This is a genomic window from Peribacillus sp. NPDC096379, from assembly GCF_044762875.1.
Taxonomy (GTDB): domain Bacteria; phylum Bacillota; class Bacilli; order Bacillales; family DSM-1321; genus Peribacillus.
This window is the reverse complement of sequence record NZ_JBIWFD010000004.1, coordinates 324,645-347,102: the sequence shown is the minus strand read 5'-3', so window position 1 is coordinate 347,102 and position 22,458 is coordinate 324,645. Positions and strand designations below refer to the sequence as shown.

10 protein-coding genes and 1 pseudogene are annotated in these 22,458 nt (G+C 38.2%); 7 read left to right on the top strand and 4 right to left on the bottom strand.

Annotated elements, in window-relative coordinates; genetic code table 11:
• Positions 1-9: 9 nt before the first annotated feature.
• From murJ to csaB, 3 genes are all read right to left on the bottom strand, one after another.
• Positions 10-1,533 (bottom strand): murein biosynthesis integral membrane protein MurJ, encoded by a 1,524-nt coding sequence (murJ, locus tag ACIQZI_RS18770; RefSeq protein ID WP_403075893.1) that lies wholly within the window; start codon positions 1,531-1,533, stop codon positions 10-12.
• 143 nt (positions 1,534-1,676) lie between these two features.
• A complete protein-coding gene (locus tag ACIQZI_RS18765) occupies positions 1,677-2,846 on the bottom strand; it encodes a glycosyltransferase family 4 protein (RefSeq protein WP_403075890.1) in 1,170 nt (389 codons plus the stop codon).
• Between the two features lie 24 nt (positions 2,847-2,870).
• On the bottom strand, positions 2,871-3,971 hold the full coding sequence (csaB, locus tag ACIQZI_RS18760) for a polysaccharide pyruvyl transferase CsaB (protein WP_062185503.1): 1,101 nt from the start codon (positions 3,969-3,971) through the stop codon (positions 2,871-2,873).
• Positions 3,972-4,183: 212 nt separating this feature from the next.
• Between csaB and ACIQZI_RS18755 the strand changes: the two genes are divergently transcribed.
• The 5 genes from ACIQZI_RS18755 (at position 4,184) to ACIQZI_RS18735 (ending at position 12,710) form a co-directional block, all read left to right on the top strand.
• A complete protein-coding gene (locus ACIQZI_RS18755) occupies positions 4,184-5,479 on the top strand; it encodes a nucleotide sugar dehydrogenase (protein ID WP_403075886.1) in 1,296 nt (431 codons plus the stop codon).
• Between the two features lie 14 nt (positions 5,480-5,493).
• Positions 5,494-6,207, top strand: coding sequence for a WecB/TagA/CpsF family glycosyltransferase (locus ACIQZI_RS18750; RefSeq protein WP_403075883.1), 714 nt, complete (start codon positions 5,494-5,496; stop codon positions 6,205-6,207).
• 101 nt (positions 6,208-6,308) lie between these two features.
• Positions 6,309-7,445: a glycosyltransferase gene (locus tag ACIQZI_RS18745; protein ID WP_403075880.1), complete on the top strand. Its 1,137-nt coding sequence runs from the start codon at positions 6,309-6,311 to the stop codon at positions 7,443-7,445.
• Between the two features lie 159 nt (positions 7,446-7,604).
• Positions 7,605-8,999: an O-antigen ligase family protein gene (locus ACIQZI_RS18740; RefSeq protein WP_403075877.1), complete on the top strand. Its 1,395-nt coding sequence runs from the start codon at positions 7,605-7,607 to the stop codon at positions 8,997-8,999.
• A 936-nt stretch (positions 9,000-9,935) separates the two neighbouring features.
• Positions 9,936-12,710 carry an S-layer homology domain-containing protein gene (locus ACIQZI_RS18735; RefSeq protein ID WP_403075874.1) on the top strand — a complete coding sequence of 925 codons (2,775 nt, stop codon included), beginning with the start codon at positions 9,936-9,938 and terminating at the stop codon, positions 12,708-12,710.
• An 879-nt stretch (positions 12,711-13,589) separates the two neighbouring features.
• Here ACIQZI_RS18735 and ACIQZI_RS18730 read toward each other — a convergent pair.
• A pseudogene (locus tag ACIQZI_RS18730) lies at positions 13,590-13,865 on the bottom strand (IS3 family transposase); the annotation flags it as partial.
• Positions 13,866-14,719: 854 nt separating this feature from the next.
• Here ACIQZI_RS18730 and ACIQZI_RS18725 point away from each other — a divergent pair.
• Both ACIQZI_RS18725 and ACIQZI_RS18720 read left to right on the top strand, forming a co-directional pair.
• A complete protein-coding gene (locus ACIQZI_RS18725) occupies positions 14,720-17,362 on the top strand; it encodes a bifunctional metallophosphatase/5'-nucleotidase (RefSeq protein WP_403075872.1) in 2,643 nt (880 codons plus the stop codon).
• An 85-nt stretch (positions 17,363-17,447) separates the two neighbouring features.
• Positions 17,448-22,205 (top strand): endonuclease, encoded by a 4,758-nt coding sequence (locus tag ACIQZI_RS18720; protein ID WP_403075870.1) that lies wholly within the window; start codon positions 17,448-17,450, stop codon positions 22,203-22,205.
• Positions 22,206-22,458: the final 253 nt, after the last annotated feature.

Below are 22,458 nucleotides of genomic sequence, written 5' to 3'. Positions count from 1 at the left end.
GAATGTATATTAAGCGCTAGCTTTCTTTCGTTTCAACATATTTAGAAGTCTGTTAAAGCCTTGGCGGTAGAACACAAACAGTGAGCTGGCGTACAGCACGGCGCCAATCGGAACGAGTAATGCAAGCTGGAATAAGGAGTACCAGTCATGAATAGGTGTGTACGCTTTTAACAGCCAAATTGGAGCCGCCATGATGATTGTTGGCGGAATGACTCGTAAGAACAACCCAACAAGTCGCCGTAATTCTGATTTTGGAAAATCCTTATAGACGACGGCGGATGAAACAGCTAGATAATAAACGGAAACGATTGAGCTTGTGATAGCTAGTCCCACATAGCCATAACGATCCACGATTAATAAGTTTGAAACAAAGTTGATGACAATGGTTGTGACGCTAATTCGGAAGATAGTAGCTGTTTTCCCTTGAGCGTACATGGACTTTGATGTGATGAACTGAAGTCCTTGAGTGACGATCATTGGCAAGTAACAGACAAGAGCCAAATACGTCTTTTGCGTGTCAGCAGCCGTGAATTTTCCGCCTTCATAGATGAAGGAAATGGCCGCATCACCGACAACGAGTAAACCAGCTGCGATGGGCATCAGTGTGACAAGTGAAATCTCCATGCCCATAAACACTGTTTTTTGGAATTTTTTCATGTCGTCAACTTGTTCCGACAACAGTGTGAAAATGATGGCTGCAATGGTTGTCGCATAGATCGCATTCGGAATACTAACTAAGAGAGATGCGTAGTTTAGATAGGTTACAGAACCATCACCTGTGCCAAATGCAAAAGATCTATTGACTTGTAAGTTGATTTGACCAACAACAGAATTCAACAAAGATGGGATAATCAATACTAGGAATGCTTTTCGAAAGTCAACATCAACCTTTAAGGTGGGGGACCAGGAGAACCCACTTTTGACTAAATAATAAAATTGAACGAAGATCCCTAGGATAATTCCGACGATGAATCCATATGCCAAGCTGTAAATTCCCCATTGTTCGGAGAAAAGGATGGCGAAAACAGCACCTGTTAAAGTGGCTAGGATTTTTGAAATTTGTGCGGGAACAAAGATTCGACGCCCTTGCAAATAGGACTCAAGAATTCCATTTAACGCAATCAAACTTATGAATATGAAGAATAGTTGCGAGAGTTTAATCGTAATAACTTCAGCAGCGGGATTCATATTTGGAAAAATAAGTGGAACGAAATAAGGAGCCAGCCAAACTGCAAATGCTGAAATTACTAGGAAAATCAGGACGGTTGAGTTCATGATGCCATTGGCGGCTTTTTCCGCTACTTGTGATTCTGTCTTTTTATATTTCACATAAAGCGGTAGGAAGACATTATTAAATCCGCCTGAAATCATCGCCAAAACTAGCGTAATGAATCCAAATGCGGCGAAGTAAGCGTCTGTGTCAATGCCAGCGCCGAATTGCCTGGAGATAATACTTTCCCTCAAAAAGCCAGATAGCTTCAAGAAAATCGCAAGCAAAGTAAGCCAGACAGCCGTTTTTTTTAGTGATGTCATTATGAAACCCCTTTTTGTAAACAGAATGATAAAAAAAGTAAGGCAAAAGTAGCCGCCTTACTTCAATAACCCGCTTTGACGGACAGTCATAATCAAATTGTTACCACAAAGTGAAGTGGAAACGATTTGATTGAAGGCTCACTTTAACGCAATGCGCTTTCATATACCTCTAAATACTTTTTAGCTGCGGCGATATGAGAGTAGTCCTTTTCGATCTTTGCACGAGCCTTATCTGCCATTTCTTGGCCTTTGTCAGGATTTTGCAATAGATAAGCCGTTGCTTCTGCGAGTTCTTCTACATTTTTTTCTTCTACTAATATACCGTCTTCACCGTTAATGACGATTTCTTTCAAGCCGCCGACAGCGCAAGCGACAAGTGGGGAACCAGAGCCCATAGCTTCCAATGCGGAAATAGAAGTGGCTTCCTCCACGCCTGCTGAATGAACACTTGGAACGAGCACGACATCTGATAGCGCATAATAATCCTTCACTGTATCGTGGGATACTGCACCAAGTAAAGTCACATGTTTTTCCAGTTTATGTTCAGCGACGATTTCTTTAATATTGGCTAAAGCTTCTCCACTGCCAGCATAAATAAGTTGAGCATTTGGCACGCTCTTTAATACTTGTGGCAAAGCAAGTGCCGGGTAGATAACACCGTTTTTCTTTGTTAATCTTCTTGGAACAAAAATGACAGGAGCGTTAACGTCGACATTGTACGTCTTACGCAATTCAGCCTTTTTTGTCTTCTTAGGTTCGAACCCGTGGATATCAATAAAATTACTGACTGCAGTACCCTGGACACCTGACAAATCCTTCACATAATCACGAAGACGTTGATCAACCGTAATGATTTTTCTAGTGCCTTGATAGGCTTGGATTTCGATATCCTGCATGATTTTCGCTTCAGTACTGCCTTCATCCATGGAACCTTTACTAACAGATTCAAATGTCATATAGCCATGCACGGTTGAAACGGTTGGAATGCCACTTTCGATCGCAGCAAGCGTTGTAAATGGATCTTGGGCATTCACGACGTCATATTGCTTGTCTTTATTTTTTTCAATGAGTGCTTTAAGGAATCTTTGGCGCATCTTATGGCTCCAGATGATGCCTTTCCCTTTTTTAAATTTATTTAACAGAAAGCTTGGACCTTGGGCCAATAATTTTCTTGATACTGGCGATACATCAGAAAACGACAGCACATCCACTTCATGGCCAAGTGCCTCAAGGCCTGCTTGAAGGGTTGCAACATGTGTCGATAGTCCTCCTGCATGAGGGTAATCATAGGCAGTAGCAATTAAAATTTTCATGAATAGACTCCTCTAACGTTAGACTTAGAATTTCTCTTTCAGTAAATCAATATTGCGTAATGCATCTGTACGCATCGCTTTGGCGTTCGTTGTAACAATCTCGCTGTAATGAGCACGCTCATCTAATAGCATGAGTGCGTTCGTTGTTAATTGCGGGACATCAATTTCATGTAAATCAGCCGAGTATTCCCACATCCCACTTCGTTTCAATAGGCTTTCTACCTTTTTATCATAGCTAAAGCCGATATGTGGAACCCCCATCAAGGTTGAGAAAATTAACGCATGAAGTCTCATCCCAATTGTCATCGAACATTCGCCGATAAAATTCAAATACTGATTGGGCGTGAAATCAGTTCCGAGCATCAAGCATTGATCCGCAGACTTCATATGAGCCATGACTTGCTCGCTTGCGTTTTTATCATGATGACCTTCCATCGGTACGAATACAGGTGTAATCCCGCGCTCTGCAATCAGTGTATCAAGAATGGCAGCCATTTGCTCGAATTGCTTCACATGCTCGAACCAAGGCCGGACCGAAACAGCTACTAATTTCTCAGATCCCTTTAAAGGAAGAGACTCGATGCAACTGTTGTCTTCTTTCTTTTTAAATGCAAACACAATATCTGATGTCACAACGGTTTCCGGCTTCTTGATGCCTAAATTCTCTAAATAATCCTTTGAATACTGATCACGGACGGTAATGAAGTCAGCGAGGTTGGACAGCTTCATTAAGATCTTGCCCCAGCGTGAAGTAACAGGACCAATTCCTTGTGAAAAAAACATGACCTTTGTCCCGCAGAGCTTAGCTAGCAAAACAATGAGTAAATAATAAGGAAGCGGACCGAACAGGAATTTAGTCGGATAAGCATCCTGGAGTAAACCGCCGCCGCCTGAAATCAATAAATCTGCGTCCTTCAGTGCTCGTACTTTTTCCTTAAATTCATGACGCCAGCCGCGATACACACTTTTTACTTGGAAAGTATTGGACGTTTGCTCGGGTGAAAGCGAAAAGACAGTGAGATCTGGCTTGTCTAATCCGTCACGTAAGTTATCTATAATCGATTCAAGAATGGCCTCGTCACCCGTGTTGCCAAGCCCATAGAATCCTGATATAACAATTTTCAAAAATATTTTCCTCCTCTATAGAGAGCTGCATGAAGTATGTAAAGAACCGGGTTAATAGGAAACATACTTCCAGTAAACCACCCATGTATTTTACCATTCATACGCACACCTATCAATCTTATTAATGCAAGCGCTCTGTACTTCTGATATACTATTTTAGAAATAAAAAGAAGTTTGACATGAATTACTAAAATAAGTGAGGTCCTTGTCACATGGAAAAAATTTGTGTTATCGGATTAGGATATATTGGTTTACCAACTGCATCCGTATTTGCCAAGGCAGGATATGAAGTCGTTGGAATTGATGTAAATGAAAAAGTCGTAGATTCTTTAAATAAAGGAAACATACACATTGAAGAAGTGGGTCTTCCAGAATTAGTGAAAGAAGTTGTAGCAACAGGAAAGCTTAGAGCTTCTGTGACAGCTGAGAAAGCAGATGTCTTCATCATTGCGGTGCCAACACCGATTCATGAGGATTTTTCAGCGAATGTGGATTATGTGATCCATGCAACAAAAGGGATCGTGCCGTTTTTGGAAAAAGGAAGCGTCGTAATTGTTGAATCCACGATCCCACCGCGTACGATGGATGATGTGGTGGCACCGATCATTAAAGAAGCTGGATTCGATCCATTAAAGGATGTGTATCTTGCTCATTGTCCAGAACGCGTTCTTCCTGGCCGAATTTTAATCGAATTAATCGAGAATACACGTATTGTCGGCGGTCTTACGCCAATTGCTGCGAAAAAAGCGGCTGACGTATACCGTGCTGTCGTTACAGGTGATGTCATTGAAACAGAAGCCGTTACAGCAGAAATGTCTAAGTTGATGGAGAATACATTCCGTGACGTAAACATTGCCTTAGCCAATGAGCTGGCGAAGATTTCTGCGCGTCTGGGCGTGAATGCACATAACGTAATTGAACTAGCGAATCGACATCCCCGCGTAAACATTCACCTACCAGGACCTGGTGTTGGTGGTCATTGTTTAGCAGTGGATCCCTATTTCATTATTGAAAAGGCAAAAGAAGAATCACCGCTTATTACGGAAAGCCGACGCATCAACAATTCGATGCCAGACTTCGTTGTCGAACAAATTGACAGAATGACTGCTGAATTGGACAACCCTGTCCTTGCGGTATGCGGTTTAACGTATAAAGGAAACATCGATGATATTCGTGAAAGTCCAGCGATCGAAATTGCTGAGAAATTACTTGGAAATTCAAGATACGATGTCAGAGTTCATGATCCACATGTGAGAGATGAACAAGTGTCATTCCCACTCGTCTCTCTAGAAGAAGCGACAAAAGATGCTCATTTACTCGTAATTCTCGTGGACCATAATGAATTCAAAACGGTGGATGAAAAAGCCTTGCTAGAAAATATGAAAACACCAGTGGTTTTCGATACAAGAAATTGCTTGAAAGTTTCTGATCGTACAGATTTAATGGTGTACCGTATTGGAGACTTAACGAAATTATCAGCGATTCAGGAAGAGTCTGTAGCTGAATAATAAGGAAGATGAATATGAAAAAAGAATCATACTTCGGAGTTGACGTTTCACCATTAAGCTACGAAGAAATTATCGCCGACCTCCAAATGAGAATGGAACAAAATGAGAAATCGACAATCATCGCCGTAAATCCGGAGAAAGTGATGAAAGCGGAGAAAAATACAGAATTAAGAGAGTTGATTAATTCGTCTACGTACCAGATCCCTGATGGAATTGGTGTGCTACTCGCCTCAAAATTAAAAGGCGGCAGCATTACATCACGGGTGACAGGTGTCGATATGATGGATCGATTACTCCAGTTTGCCGCAGAATCCGGATACCGAGTGTTTTTATATGGAGCAAAGGAAGAAGTAGTGTCCCAAGCAAAACAGAATATCGAGGCAAAATATCCGAACATCCACATTTCTGGCTACGAAAATGGCTATGTCCAGGATGCGAAGCTTGTCGTTGATAAAATCAATCAAGCAAACGCTGATTTATTATTTGTGGCGATGGGGAGCCCGAAGCAAGAGCTTTGGATTCAAGAAAATATGAATAAGACGAATGTACGCGTCTTTCAAGGCGTTGGTGGTAGCTTTGACGTATTCGCAGGCCATGTGAAGCGTGCGCCATTATTTTTTAGAAAATTAGGGATCGAATGGTTATACCGATTACTGAAAGAGCCCAAGCGTCTCAAACGCCAGCTCGCCTTACCAAAGTTCTTGATGAGAGTGTTGTTTTCTAAATAAGTTGAATCCACCCTTTGGTGCAAAAACGTGCCAGAGGGGTTTTCTTGGGCTTAGACTGTTTCTTTCTTAATAGTAGGGAAAGCTATATCGGAGGTTTTTAAATGAAAGTATTGCATGTAATCAGCGGTGGAGAAACAGGTGGCTCCCGTAAGCACGTGAATACATTGCTTAAGAAATTTCCAGCCGGACAAGTTTGTCTGCTTGTTTTTCAGGAAGGAATCTTAGCTGAAGAAGCGAGACTTGCGGGCATTCGAGTCGAATTGATAAACCAGTCATCCCGTTATGATCTCTCTGTCTTAAAGAAATTGACTCGCTTCATTCATGAAGAAGCATTTGATATTGTTCATTCACATGGTCCAAGAGCAAACCTGTATCTTTCTCTAATTAAAAAGAACATGAAGGCAGCCTGGGTGACAACGATACATAGTGATCCAAAGCTTGATTTCATGAAGGGTGGAGTCAAAGGGTTTCTGTTTACGAAGCTGAATTTGTCTACTCTTAAAAAGATTGATTACTTTTTCGCTGTGTCCGATCGTTTTAAAGCAAATTTGATGGAACTCGGAATTAACGGAGATAAGATTCAATCGATCTATAATGGAATAGATTTCACGGAGCCACTTCAGAAACAGTTGGAAATGCGACACAAGTTAAACCTGAACAAGGATGATATGGTTCTCACAATGGTTGCGCGTCTGCACCCGATTAAAGGGCATGATCTCGTCTTACAAGCACTTAAGAAGCTCAATAACCCGAAGATCCATCTTCTGTTAGTTGGCGACGGTCCAATTAAATTGGAGATTGAACGCATGGTTTCTGACCTAGGTTTGGAAAAGCAAGTTCAATTCTTAGGCTTCAGGAAAGATGTGGACGAGCTTTATAGCCTATCGGATATTGCGTTACTGGCATCACATAGTGAGAGCTTTCCACTCGCTTTATTGGAAGCCGCGAATCAACAAATCCCAATCCTGACAACAGATGTTGGCGGAGTACGACAGCTTGTAACGGATAAGCGGTACGGCTGGGTGACGGATGTTAATGATGTCGATGCGTATTATGAAGCGATAAAGGAAGCGTATCAGCTACATACAGAGAACAAGCTACAAGAACGTGGTTTGAATCTATATGAGCATGCCAAAGTAAATTTTTCACTCGACCAATTGTTTGAATTAACAAGTCAAACCTATGAAAAAGTCGTGGGGAAAAAGGATTCACATAAAAAAAGTAATTGCAAGAAATAAGCTCAGAAATCGAATAGTTACTATTGTTATTTACAGTCTCATCATGTAATGTATAGTAGGATAATTTGTTAACAAATTTACTTAAAAAAAAAGGTTACTCAGCGGATGTGAAAATGGGCCTAAAGCGGACCATCAGCGAGTAAATGAGGGGAGACGAAGATGAATCAGAAGCACAGTCTAACGTATATTCTGGTGTTATTACACCTGTTTCTAATACCACTCGTATATTTCAAAACAGATGTAGGGCCTTTGCCTTTATCCATAGAGATTATTTTAATTCCATTATTGGTCATCATAGCAGCTTGGGAATATATGAAGGGAACCATTAAACTAAATAATGTCCCAGCTAAGCCATTTGTGATTACCTTTGCCTTGTTTGTACTGGCATCACTTATTTCATTAGTAAAAGCAGAATCGCTCACACCGGCGATTATGGAAATTGCACGATTCTTATCGTATGTGTTCTTATTCCTAATTGTCGTGAAAGTTGATTTCACAAAAAAGCAATATATCAACTTCGCAAAAGTGTTTGCTCTAGCTGCTCTATTAGTTGGTGTATACGGACTCTTCACATATGTATTTAACTTCAAGCTGAACGTAGCTGGGTTATATGCATTGAAAGAAGCGAAGGGCCGAGTGTATTCGACGATCACGAATCCGAACTACTACTCAGCTTTCCTTAACTTTATTATCCCATCGCTACTACTATTTGCAGTGGTCTATTTCAAAGATAAGAAAGTACAGTTGTTTTTCTTTGCCTTCTATGGCATATATGTCATTAACCTAATCTTAACGTATACAAGAGCTGCATGGGTAACGATGGCATGTGCGCTCGTGTTAGTCATTATTATTATGCCAAAGAAATTTATTAAGAATATTCTAAAGCCACATCTTTTAATCGCGACTGTCGTGCTTTTTGCTATCGTGTATTTCTTGCCTGATTTCCAATCAAGAACAAACTCAGCAATCTACGCAATTCAGACGCTTGTCTTCCCGAATTCGCCGAACTTAATACCTGGTGGTACGGATACGGATATAGATCTGGCTGGGGACGAACCATTAGATGATGCTGATATTGATAAGATAAAAGATGATGCGACAACGAATCGTGCAGTCGTATCACGGACGACGCTTTGGAAAACTGGCTGGGTGATGTTTAAGGATAATCCTATTATCGGTGTCGGTACAGGGAACTACTTAGTCCGCTACAAGGAATTCGTCACGAAATATCCAGATCTGGATATCGGACATGATGAATATTCTGTTCATAATTCCTATTTGAAAGTAATGGCTGAATCAGGGATCATCGGGATCCTCACATTCCTAAGTATCTACATTACCTACTTCTTATATCTTGCTCGTTTGTATTTTAAACAAGATTTACTTGGACAGGTTGTAGCACTTGGTGTTTTCGCAGGCAGCGTAACATTTATGGTACAAAATCTATCTAACAACTTGATCTTCATCCCGCAGCTTAACATTATTTTCTGGCTAATCGCCGGACTTGCGATTGCCTTCTTATATAAGAATGGCGAGAAGAACAGTTCATATTGATTAAATGAAATGGCTTCAGAGGCAATTTGCCTTTGAGGCCATTTTTGTTTACTGAAAGTATAGGTTCTTTCAATGGGTTTTGATATTTAGCACAAGCAGCTAACTCCTCAAAGTCAGAGTCAAAAGAGGACCATTCCTCATACAGTTTGTTTGTCGTCTTATGCTAGGCTTAAGATTGAACAGGGATCTTGGGCTATTCTTATCTTCCATAAGGTTTTGTAGGGAAAAAACTTATGAGAAAATTCAGTGATATTTTATCTTGAACAGAGTGGTACAGTGAACTTAATAGCTCCTAAATAATAAAACGCCTAAAGTGATGCTTGCTTAACTGAAACTACATATCGAAATTCAGGAGTTTGGGTGATAGCGATAAGAATAACTTAAGATGAAATACAGGAAAGTCTAGTGAATTTTCAAGGAATTAGAATGATAGCCCTTCTTGAAAATTATCAGGTCTTATCTACTAGTGTAAGAGAATGACAAAATGGTATATGTTTATAAAAATGGAAATTAAAAATGATTAATTCTGGTAATAATTATATGTAATTGAGTGTGATTCACGCTTTTCTTAAAAGGAAAATAGAATAAAAGGTGTTAAAAGCACTATAGAATTGGATAAATTTAAAATACTATAAATGAACACTACCATTTTTTCTTTTTAGTAGGTATAATGTAAAAGTGTGGTAATTAAATCGTGTTACATAGGTTTTATTCTTCACATATTTACCAAAGCGAGGATTTTGTAATAAATAGTTGAAAAAATTGTTAGTTTTGGTAAAATAGAATATAAGATTGTTTTTCCTCTTAAACCATATAATTATTTGATTGACAAGTTTTTCTATGGTAGATTAAGAGCTGGACATTCATTTTGTTTATTTCGATGGTTAAACATCGTTAATATTAAATTTTTTTTCAAAACGGGGAGGATTTTATTACATGGCTTACCAACCAAAGTCTTATCGTAAATTCGTTGCTACTGCAGCAACAGCTACTTTAGTAGCAGGAGCAATTGCTCCAATAGCATCTGCAGCATCATTCACAGATGTATCGGCTAAATACAAAGAAGCTGTAGATTTCGTAGTATCTAAAGGTGCTAACGGTCTTACTTCTACAACATTTGGCGTAGGTAGCGACATCAAACGTGTTGATGCAGCTGTTCTACTTGTAAACGTATTAGGTCTTGATATTGAAAAAGCACCAGCTTCAGGCTTCACAGATGTACCTGCTCGTGCTGCTAAACATGTTAATGCACTTAAAGCAGCTGGTATTACTAATGGTAAATCGGCTACAAAATTTGATGCAGAAAGCAAAATCACTCGTGGTGAATTAGCTCTTTGGATCCAAAAAGGTTTCGAACTTAAAGGTGAAGGAAACGTTACATTCACAGACGTATCTGATCGTTATAAAGAAGCAGTATCTGCTTTGGTAGCTAATGAGATTACTAACGGAATTTCAGCTACACAATTCGGAACAGATAAAACTGCGAAACGTGGCGATTATGCAATCTTCTTGCAAAAAGCTGCAGCTCCTGTTTCTCCTGTTTCTATTGCTAGTGTAAGTGCGATTAACGCTAAAACAATTGAAGTTAAATTCAATAAAGCAGTAGACACAGATAAAGCACAATTAGAGCTTTTACGTGGTACTTTTAAACAAAACTTTACTGCTACATGGTCTGAAGACAAAAAATCAGTTCAATTAGCAGGTGCTACAAACTTCCAAGCTGCTGATTATACAGTTAATATAACTGGTCTAGGTAAAGATGTATTAACTGGAACAGTTAAAATCGAAGCTCAAAAAGTAGCTTCTATCCAAATTTTAGATGAAGTAGCTGTAGTTGATAAAGCAGTTGATGCTAATGGTGTACTCCCAGCTTTAACTACTGCAACAGTTGGCTATGTGGTTAAAGACCAATATGGTACAGACATTACAAAAACAACTACTTTAACAACAAATGATGCAGCTAATATCACTGCTGCTAATGGTGTAGTTAAACTATCATCTGGGTTAGTAGTTGGTAAAAAAGTAAATGACTTAGTACCAGTTGTATTAATCGACCAAGCTACAGGTACATCAGCAGCTAAAACTGTAAAATTATCAGCTGAATCAACAGTATCTTCTATTGAAGTAGCTGGTATTTATAATGCTAAAGGTGAAGCAGTAGCACTAACTGATAAATCTAAAGCAAATGAAGCATTTATCGTGTTAAACCTTAAAGATCAGTACGGTAAAGAAATTACAGACGCTGCTAAAGCAACTGGATTAGTAATTACAAATACTAACCCAACAAATTTAACAATCGCTTCAAGTGCTACTAAAGTTAAAATTGGCGACAAGGATAAGTTAGTAATTGCATTGTCAGCTATTTTAAAAGCTGGTGATACTGATGTATTATTAATTTCTACAACAAACGGCCAATCAGCTAAATATACTGTGAAAGTTTCTGAAACTTCAACAACTGATGCCATTTCTGTTTCTCAACCAGAGATTGCTGTAGCTGGAGAAAGTACATTAATTCCATTAACAGTTACTGATAAAGAAGGCAATGTAATTACAGATAAAAAATTATTAGCTGATGCTAACAAAGGTATCAAAGTTGGTAATACAACAGTATCTGAATCTGAGCTAGAAGTAAAAGATGGACAAGTGTACTATAAAAAGTCACTTTCAGCAGGAACACAGGCGCTAGTATTCCAAACTTCAACTTACAAAGTAGCTACTATTACTATTAATGTAAAAGCTGCTGCAGTACCAACTGTTGTTCGTGGAGTAAAAAATCCATTAGTTATTTCAACTGCTCAAAACCCTGTTACAATTACAGCGAAAGATCACTTAATCATTGAAGACCAATATGGTCGCGTAATGAAAGATTCTACTGCTCCTGTAACAGTTTCATTAGTAGGTACATCTGATGTAGTATCTTTAACTGGAAATGTAGTTTCTCCTGCTAAAAAAGGAACAGCAACATTACAAGTAGCACTTGCAACTCAAAACGGAACAATTGATTCAGCAGTAGAAGTGAAAGTGCAAGTAACTGATGGTACTGAATATAATGGATATGAAATTGCTGAAATCGGTAAGACTAAAGTAGCAACCGCTAAAGCAATTAAAGTTAATGGTTTACTAAATGGTGGAAAAGTAGCACTTGAATCAGGTGAATATACAGCTACAATTTCTGGTGGTAAATTAGCTTCTCCACAAGCAGTAACTGGAGGATCATTTACTCTTGCTGATGGAGCATTAAATACTGATAGTTCTTCAAACAAAGTAGATACTGAATTTACTTTAACAGTTACAATTAACGCAACAGGTAAAGTTTTAGAACAAAAATTTGTTGTTTCTGCGCAAGCTGAGAAAGTACAAGATTTCTTCTTCACATCAACAGCTGTAAATGGTGATTATAATTCTGCAAAAGCTATTACTGAAGCAACGTTAGCAGCAGGTAGTACAGTAGCAGATTTAAAAACAGGTGAAACTCCTGTAGCTGTTAACGTGGCAACTGTAGATCAATATGGTAACAAAGCTGTTACAGCAATCGTAGCTGAAACAGTAACAATTGTACCTGAGAAAGTAGCAGATGTTACAATTTCTAACAATGGTACACCTGCTGCTTCTGTAACATTAAAAAATGGCGTTACTGAGTCAAATGTTACTTTAAATATTAAGATTGGTAACACTACTAAAGAATTGAAAGTAAAAGTAGTAACTCCTTAATAAAACTAAACGAAACGTTACTTTATAAGCTAGTTATCTAGTGAAAAAAGTGAAAGAAATATCTCATGCTTTGACTTCATGGTTAGACCCATGAGGTATTTCCTTTAACTATTGTTATCTTATTGTAGGTGAAATTCCTACACTTGCTAAATAGTCAGGAGCAAGTACCTAATCCTCCTGCATCCAGTAAGGTTCTAACACAACCGAAGGGGTGAAGTCAGGTGAAGTCGTACTCATGAAGTTGAGGCGGGGTTCCATAAAAGGTGACTATGGTTAGGAGACGAATCCATGCTTAGGCAGGGTGAGGTAGTGAATACTAAGAATTGCTAGGAGTTTAGTATTCATCCTTAAATCTGAAATGATTTAATGGAGATCAGTAAATTGACTATTAAACTGGTCTTTCTCATACCTGAATAGTGGAGACCTACGGTCATCAAAAAGAGGGATGGTAACAATGGAACGTTTGAAGTCTTGCTAGAAGAGGTGGGTTAGCACCAATGAGACTAGTAAGATGGCTGCGGGTTCATAGTAGTGTGGATCGCTGGCCGTTTGGACTTGTATGGTAACATACGAGAAGGATAAAACCAGCAGGAGCGAAGGAACCCAGTCAGTAGTAGAATTCTATGAAAAGCTTATTTCCCCAAAATAATGCTTTTACACTTAATAGGTCCAATCATGTAATGTGATTGGACCTATTTTTAGATAGTATATAGGTATAATGATTCATGTTGTATTACTTATAGAATGTCTATTGATAGCACACCGTATGCACTGAAAGGTGCTCGTACGGTGTAGGATCGAAACGAAAGCCATGATATGTGGTATAAGATGATCTGTCCCAATAAAGTTAGACATAAAATTTTATGCAACTTCCAAGACCTAAGTTCGGTATTCTACTGGACTTAGGTCTTTTAATTTTACCCTCATTCGTTTGTGATTGTAATAATAGATATAGTCCTCCAACTCCTGCTCGAAATGCTTCATACTTTCAAACTCTTGCAGGTAGAGTAGCTCAGATTTTAATAAGCCAAAGAAATTTTCCATGACCGCATTATCCAAACAATTGCCTTTCCGTGACATACTTTGCTTAATATTGTGTTGCTCTAATGATTTTTGATACCTCTTCATCTGATAATGCGATCCTTGATCCGGGTGATAGCTGGTATAGTAAAGATCGATTTAACAGTGAACTGTGGCCACGAGATGAATGGTCACAGTTTTTTTCATTGTATTGGTAGAAGTATTTAGGAATTAGAGTGGGTTTTCTAGGCTGAATAGAATGGATGAAAATGCGGTGCCGGATATTTATATTAGGCACTACATATATAAGTTACGACTGGTTTCTCATGTTGAATAAGAGTTTTATCGTGTTTAGACAAATTCCCCATTATTGCGACTGATTTAGCTAATATTTACAAAACGTAAACAATTTCTATACATTGGATTAATATACCAATGATTAAATAGGAGTGGGGAAATAAGTTGCGGGATTATAGTACTACTGATGGCACGCCGTATGCGATGAAAGTCGCCCGTACGGTGTAGGCCCGAACCGAAAGCCACAGGATTGTGGTATAAGACGGGAATAGCTTAACAACTGTAACAAATGTAACTGATTTTAATGCTGCTATTGCACAAGGAGTAGATGCTATTACGATTTCTGGGGATATTGCTTCAAATTCAACATTTAATCTTACAGCAAAAACGGTGACTAATTTAACCATTGATTTAACAGGTATGGTTAATGGGGAAAAGCTGACTTTAACAAATGGAACTGTAAAGAATCTAATAGTTAAAGATAAACAGGGTGTTCTATTAGACATTAATGGTATAACAGTCGAAAACACTACGAAACTTAACTAAGTTTGATAGATGGAGAAATGGGAGAAGTCTAAACTTCTCCCGATTCTTAAGTTTATATTTCCATGTTCGGAAGATATGCTATGTGAAATGTTGCTTTATGAATTCTTTATCTTTAAATAGTATAGACATTGAAGGAGCGAGAATGTATGGAAAATAAAAAAAGACTTTCTTTTAAGAAACCTGCAGCTTATGCAGCTTTATCTACAGCAGCGTTTGCAGCACTAATAACCATACCAGCAGCAGTAGCTCACGCTGATGTGAAATTTTCTGGGACAACTACTTTTAAAGGCGAAGTGGTTATTACAACACAAGTTCAGCTTAATGATGCAACTGCAGATGGTTCATTAAAAAATGCTAAAGTAATCATTGATCCCGCTACTCCAGGAATGGAAATTGATTTAGGATCAGTAAAAGCTAATGATATTGAAATAAAAAAATCAGTTAAGCTAAAAGGCGACAATCTTCACGATGCAAAGATTGTATTGAATCCTGACAATGGCAATAGCAACATCGATTTAAGTGGTGTTAATGCAACTAATATCATTATTGGGAACGACAATGTAAAAGAAATTACAGTTGCAGATGATGTAACGAATATCACAGTTGCGGATGGGGTAACAGCAGAATCGCCAATAATTTTGGATAAAAAAGGCGAGGTTAAAGGAGATGTAACAGTAACTCCAGAAACTCCAGCAGTAGATAAGAACGTACTAAAAGGAAAAATTGCAAATGCTAAAACAGCTCTTGAAGGTGCAGTAGAGGGAACTGAAGTTGGACAGTATAAAATAGGTTCTATCAAAATACTTCAAGATGCGATTACAGCAGCAGAAGCAATAGTAGCGGATACAAAAGCGAATCAGAAGACTGTAAATACAGCAATCGTAACATTAAACACTGCAGTAGAGAATTTCCAAGCAGGTAAAGTTAGCAATGGGAATTTTAATCTATCCATCATGCACGTAAATGATATACATGCGAATACGGACAAAGCACCAAAGCTTGTTACAGCAGTTAAAGAAGTGCGTAATCAAAAACCGGATGCACTGTTACTAAATGCAGGGGATGTTTTCTCTGGTACTTTATATTTTAATGAATTCCTAGGCCAAGCAGACTTGGAATTTATGAATTTAATGAAAGTTGACGCTATGACATTCGGTAACCATGAGTTTGACCTTGGTTCATCACCTGAAGGTCATAAAGCATTAGTTGATTTCATTAAAGCAGCAAAATTCCCGTTTGTATCCGCAAACGTAGATTTTTCAAAAGATGACAAATTCACTGGTTTATTTAATACGAAAATACCTACAACTCCTGACAATGGGAATATTTACACAGGAATTGTCAAAGAAGTGAATGGAGAAAAAGTAGGGATTTTTGGTCTTACGACAGCTGAAACAGAAGGTATTTCAAGTCCAGGGAAAATTACATTCTCTAACTATATTGAAGATGCAAAAAAAATGGTTGCTGAATTTGAAGCAATGGGAATTAACAAGGTCGTAGCACTTACACATATTGGGTACGATGATAATGCAGCTGTAGACAATGATCTAGAACTAGCTGCAAACGTACCTGGAATTGACGTAATTGTTGGAGGACACAGCCATACACAATTAAATGCACCTGTAGTTATAGACAAAGATAAAAAAGGTGAAGCGAAAGATAAAACAATTATTGTACAAGCTTATCAGTATTCCGATTATCTTGGTACTTTAGATGTTGAGTTTGATAAAAATGGTGTAGTAGTAGGACATGCAGGAGAGTTAATTAAGACTGCTGATAAAGCCGAGGATGCTGAGGCAGTTGAGCTATTAAAACCTTATAAAGATCAAATCAAAGCTGTAAATGAAGAAGAAATTGGAGTAACACTTGATCATGCACTTTTAAATCCAAGAACAACTGATGTAGGTTATGTACCGGGCACAAGTGTAAGAGCTAGTGAAACTATTCTAGGGAACTTAATTACTGATGGCATGCTTGCAAAAGCGCAAGAATATGTAAAAGATAAACAAGTAATTATGTCATTCCAAAATGGTGGAGGAATTCGCGCTGCTATTGGAGCGGGCCCAATCACAGTAGGTGAAGTAATCACAGTGCTTCCATTTGGTAACACACTAGCGACTATGGATGTTACTGGTGCGGAATTAAAAGCGGCATTTGAAATTAGCTTTAAAGAGTATCCAAAAGAAAATGGTGGTTTCCTCCATGTATCTGGAGCGAAAGTAGAATTCGATTCTTCAAAACCTGCCGGAGAGCGTGTAGTTTCAATTTCATATAAAAATGCAGATGGTACTTACACTAAAATCGAAGACGCTAAGACTTATACAGTAGCAACAAACGCATTCACTGCTAAAGGTGGAGACGGCTATACCGTTCTTGAAAAAGCTTATAAAGAAGGTCGTGTAACGGATCTTGGTCTTTCGGATTGGGAGAACTTAAGAGAACATTTAGGATCATTAGACAAAATTCCAACTAAAATTGAAGGTCGTATTGTAGACGTTGCAGGTGAAGAATCTGATACTGAACTACCAGGAGGTAGTGTAGCAGCTGGTGAATTCTCAGGAACAGCTGAAAATCCAAAAGTTTACAAAGGTGACGTAACCATTTCTGTAACAGACGTAGCTTCTTTTAAACATGCGGTTGTCAAAGGTAATCTGATTCTTACAGGAACTCTGACAGAAGATGTATCTTTTACAAACATTAAAGTTGAAGGTAATTTAGATATTTCAGGTCTTGAAGGAGATAACTATGGTTTCGACGGAATCACAGTAACAGGAGAAACAACTCTTTAATTCTTTTTGCCAAGCCGTTTGCTAATCGGCTGAATGCTTAGCGTTTTTTTGTCAAAAACCGTATATAAAAAGGAGAATTGTTTAGATGAGGAAAAGGAATTGGAAGAAGCCTGTAAATACTTTTTTATCTGCTAGTTTAGTAGCAAGTTTAGTAGCACCTGTGATCCCGACAGTGACTCATGCTGCTACGAATCCCACGGATTTAATTATTTCTGAGTATATCGAGGGAAGTAGTTTTAACAAGGCAATTGAGCTTTACAATGGGACAGGGAAATCGATTAATTTAAGTGAGTATTCATTAGAAATGCACACAAATGGAGCAGATACAGCTAGTAATAAATTGACATTAAATGGTATATTGGAAAGTGGCAAGACGTTTGTGGTTCATCATAAAGACGCGAGTGCAGCGATTCAAAGCAAAGGTAATTTAGTGAATACTACTGTCATTAATTTTAATGGTGATGATCCAATCGTTCTAAAGAAATCAGGTGAAGTCATCGATTCTATTGGACAAGCTGGTGTAAAGGTAAACTTTGGGGCAGACGTCACTTTAGTTCGTAACAGCTCTATTACATCTGGTGACAAAGTGATAAATGACCCCTTTGACCCTAATAAAGAGTGGACGACTCACCCAAAAGATACATTTACAAACCTAGGCTCGCATGAAATGGATGGTGGCGAAACGACACCAGTAGAAAGTAAAGTCGAAGCAGTAACGGTTTCTACTCCATCATCGAATGTCCAAGCGGGTACAGAAATCACATTATCAACAGCCACTGAGGGAGCAACAATCTATTATACAACTAATGGATCAGAACCAACGATGTCTAGTACGAAATATACAGCACCAATCGTTATTGACAAAGATATGACAATCAAAGCTTTTGCTGTCGCTGATGGTCTCACTAATAGTGACATTAAATCGTTTGATTACAAACTAGTAAGTGAATCTGGAATCCTTTCAATTGCAGATGCACGTGCGCAGAAAACTGGTGAAGTAACAGTGAAAGGAATCGTAACAGCAAAATTAAAAAATACGATTCATATCCAAGATGGAACGGCTGCAATTGCGGTTCGTCCAGCCTCTCTGAATGTTCAACTTGGTGATGAAATTACTGTTGATGGTTCATTAAGTGAGTATAATGGATTATTACAATTAACTGGAACACTTGTAGGTACACCTGTCTCTAAAGTAGTACCAAGTCCAGAAGTACTTACAGGTGCACAACTGAACGAAACGAACGAATCAAAATTAGCAACAGTAAATAATGTAACGATCTCTGGAGCTGCTCAGAACTATACAGGTACGGATGAAGCTGGGACAAAATTTACTGTTCGTGATGAGAATAATAACTTAGGCTTAATAGCTGGTTCAACATACGAGTCAATCACAGGTATCATTCAAGAGTTTAATGGGACTTATCAAATCATTCCACGCTCTGAACAAGATGTAATTACTGATAGCTCTATTATTCAACCCGTGTTTGCGAATCCAGGCAGTGGAACATTTGTTGGAAACAAAACAGTAGAACTATCTACAACTACAGAAAAAGCGGAGATTTATTACACTTTAGATGATAAAGATCCAAAAGTAGATGGTCAAAAATATGTAACTCCGATTGAAATTACTAAAGATACAACACTAAAAGCAGTTGTAAAAGCAGAAAACGGTGACTTTAGTGAAGTAAAGACTTTCGAATATAAAATTACAGATGGTCTACAAATTCATGATATTCAAGGAGCAGGTCATACAACTTCCTTTAATAATCAAACAGTGGAAGGTATCGAAGGTGTAGTTACATATGCTTTCACATTGAATGGTTCATACTATTATCACATTCAAACTCCTGACGAGTTAGCGGATAATAATCCAAATACTTCAGAAGCAATTTTACTTTATAGCGGTAATAAAGCGTTGAATATCAAAGTTGGTAATCTAGTATCAGTTACTGGTAAAGTAAATGAATACGCATATGATGGTTATTCTGATGCGAATACAACAGACTTGAAAACTACACAAATCAATGTTCGTGATGATCAAGGTGGCAAAGTAAACGTAATTAAGAGTGGCGTTGCTTTACCAGCTCCAATCATCATTGATGAAGAAAAAATGTCATTAAAGAAAATCGACAGCGATAATTTAACCATTTTCAATCCAACAGTAGACGCGATTGATTTCTGGGAAAGTATTGAAGGAATGCGCGTAGAAGTTGGAAATGTGAAAGCAGTAGCACCGCAAGAGCATGGCGATCTTATTACGGTTCTTGAAAATGCACCAACAAATTCTCTACATGGTGGACTATTGTATGAAGAAGGTAACCAAAATCCAAATCGTGTCCAATTTCGGATGGAGCCAAACGGTCCCGCAAGAGATTTTGAAGTAGCGACAGGTGATACATTTAAAGGCCCGATTACCGGCGTTGTCGGTTATTCATTCCAAAATTACAAAATCTATGCATCTCTAGATGATATGAAATCAGCTCATTCAAAAGGAACTGCAAAACCAGAAAAAACAACGATTGTAAAAGCAGATGATAAGTTAACAATTGCTTCTTATAACTTAGAGAACTTCTCTAACAATACAAAGTCAACCTCCAATGATAAAGCTAAAAAACTAGCAAGAGCAATTGGTACAGATATGGAAAGTCCTGATATCGTTGGTGTTACAGAAGTACAAGATAATAATGGTGAAGACACAGGAAATTCCGCAGCAGACCAAAGTTACGGAAGATTGATTGCAGCAATTAAAGCTGAAAGCGGAGTCCAATATAAATATGTAAATATCGACCCTGTAAACAATCAAGACGGCGGTGCACCAAATGCGAATATCCGAGTTGGATTCTTATACAATCCAGAACGTGTTAAATTAACGGAAGGTGCTACACCAGGTTCCCCTACAACTGCTGTTGGGTATGAAGATGGCAAGTTAACACTTAACCCAGGTCGTATTGATCCGAACAATACTGCATTTAACAGTAGCCGTAAACCATTAGCAGCACAATTTGATTTCCAAGGGGAAAGCGTCGTTGTTATTGCGAACCACTGGAATTCAAAAACTGGGGATACTCCATTATTCGGATCTATCCAACCACCAAAATATGATAGCGAAAAACAACGTCATAAAATTGCACAAATCGTATATAACTTTGTAGACGATATTAAAACAAAAAATCCGGGTGCAAATGTTGTTTCTCTAGGAGACTTTAACGATTATCAATTCTCTGAGTCTCTTAAAATTCATGAAGGTAACCTGATGACAAATATGATCAACAAAGTAGATCCTAAAGATCGCTACACGTATTTATACCAAGGTAACTCACAAGTATTAGATCATATTTTAGTGACTAAAAACCTAGAAAGCAAAACGAAAATCGACATTCTTCACATCAATGCAGACTTTACGGACATGGCAGGACGAGCAAGTGACCATGACCCTGTGCTCGTTCAAATTGATTTATCAAAAGAAGAGGTAGTAGCACCGATTGAGGCTGAGAAATTCTACAATTTCAAAAACCTTAATACGAAGAAATTGATAATTACTAAACCAAGCGTATCCATTACACTTGATGATCAATCTGTGATCACAGAAGGCATCTTATTCACAGGAGCGTATGCAGAATTCCACGGTGCTGGATTTGAGAAAACGAAAGTGACCATCAAGCCAGAAAAAGATGGTGCAATTATTGATTTGAAAGGTATAAAAGCTATTGAAGTTACGATTGACGGAACACATGTAAAAGAAATTAGAGGCGCTGAAAATATTCAAACGATTAAATATGAAAACGGTGCAAAAGAAAATGACATTAAGATTACAAATAAGGAAGGGGAGCCAATTGGCTCTCCTTCTTCCCCTGATGAAAATAGGGCACCTATTCTAAAGAAAAACTTTTCGAATCAAACTGTCAAAGCAGGAGAAGGGCTATCGCTTCTGCTAACAGATTATTTTTCTGATCCTGATAACGATCCACTAAACTACACAGCAACAAAAGGAACGATTAACCAGAATTCATCTATACTCACACTTAATCTAGAAGAAGGTAGCCATATCGTAGCAGTAACGGCAACTGACGGAAAGAAGAGTGTGACAAGCAGCTTCACTGTTACTGTTAAGGCACCTGACGCAACACCTACTGATACTTATTATAAAGATGCAATTGGCAAAGAAGGACAAGCATTAAAAGCTGCACTTCATGAAATTATCGATGACCACAAGGAACTTTCTTATGATCAAGCATGGGAAGCTTTGAAAGAAACAGATGAAGATCCTAATAACCCGAACAATGTTATTTTGTTTTACTCCGGAATTTCACGTTCTAAAAGCAGTAATGGTGGAAATGTTGGTCAATGGAATCGTGAACACACATGGGCAAAATCTCACGGAAACTTCGGTACAAGTAAGGGACCAGGTACAGACATCCATCATTTGCGCCCAACAGATGTACAAGTGAATAGTTCTAGAGGCAACCTAGACTTTGATAACGGCGGAAGTCCAGTTAGTGGATGTAATGGATGCTTAAAATCAGCAACTTCTTTTGAACCACCAGATCGTGTAAAAGGTGATGTTGCACGAATTCTATTCTACATGGCAACACGCTATGAACAAGGTGACAAAGTAGATTTAGAATTAAACGAAAAATTGAATAATGGAAGTGCACCATACCATGGCAAACTTTCAGTACTCCTAAAATGGAATGAGCAAGACCCAGTAGATGAATTTGAACTTAATAGAAACAACATCATTCAAAAATGGCAAGGCAACCGTAATCCTTTCATCGATCATCCAGAGTGGGTCAACCTAATTTGGAACAACTCAAGCTCGGCCAATATTCAAAAAGCTTCATAAAAGGGACGGGAAAGCAAGCTAAGAAAACGTAGCGCTTTTCATTGGACGAGTACCCCAAAACCTACTAATAGAAACAAATGCTTGTAAGACCATCGTGTATATAATGACCAATAGCCCTAGTACCTTTCAATCCAAGGTGTTAGGGCTATTGCTATTTGAGGATATATAAAATGAGCATAGCTCCTGATTCAGTACAAGTATGCGAATATCAAATACCTTTTCATTATGTATGAAAGGAGCCTTTTCTATTGTT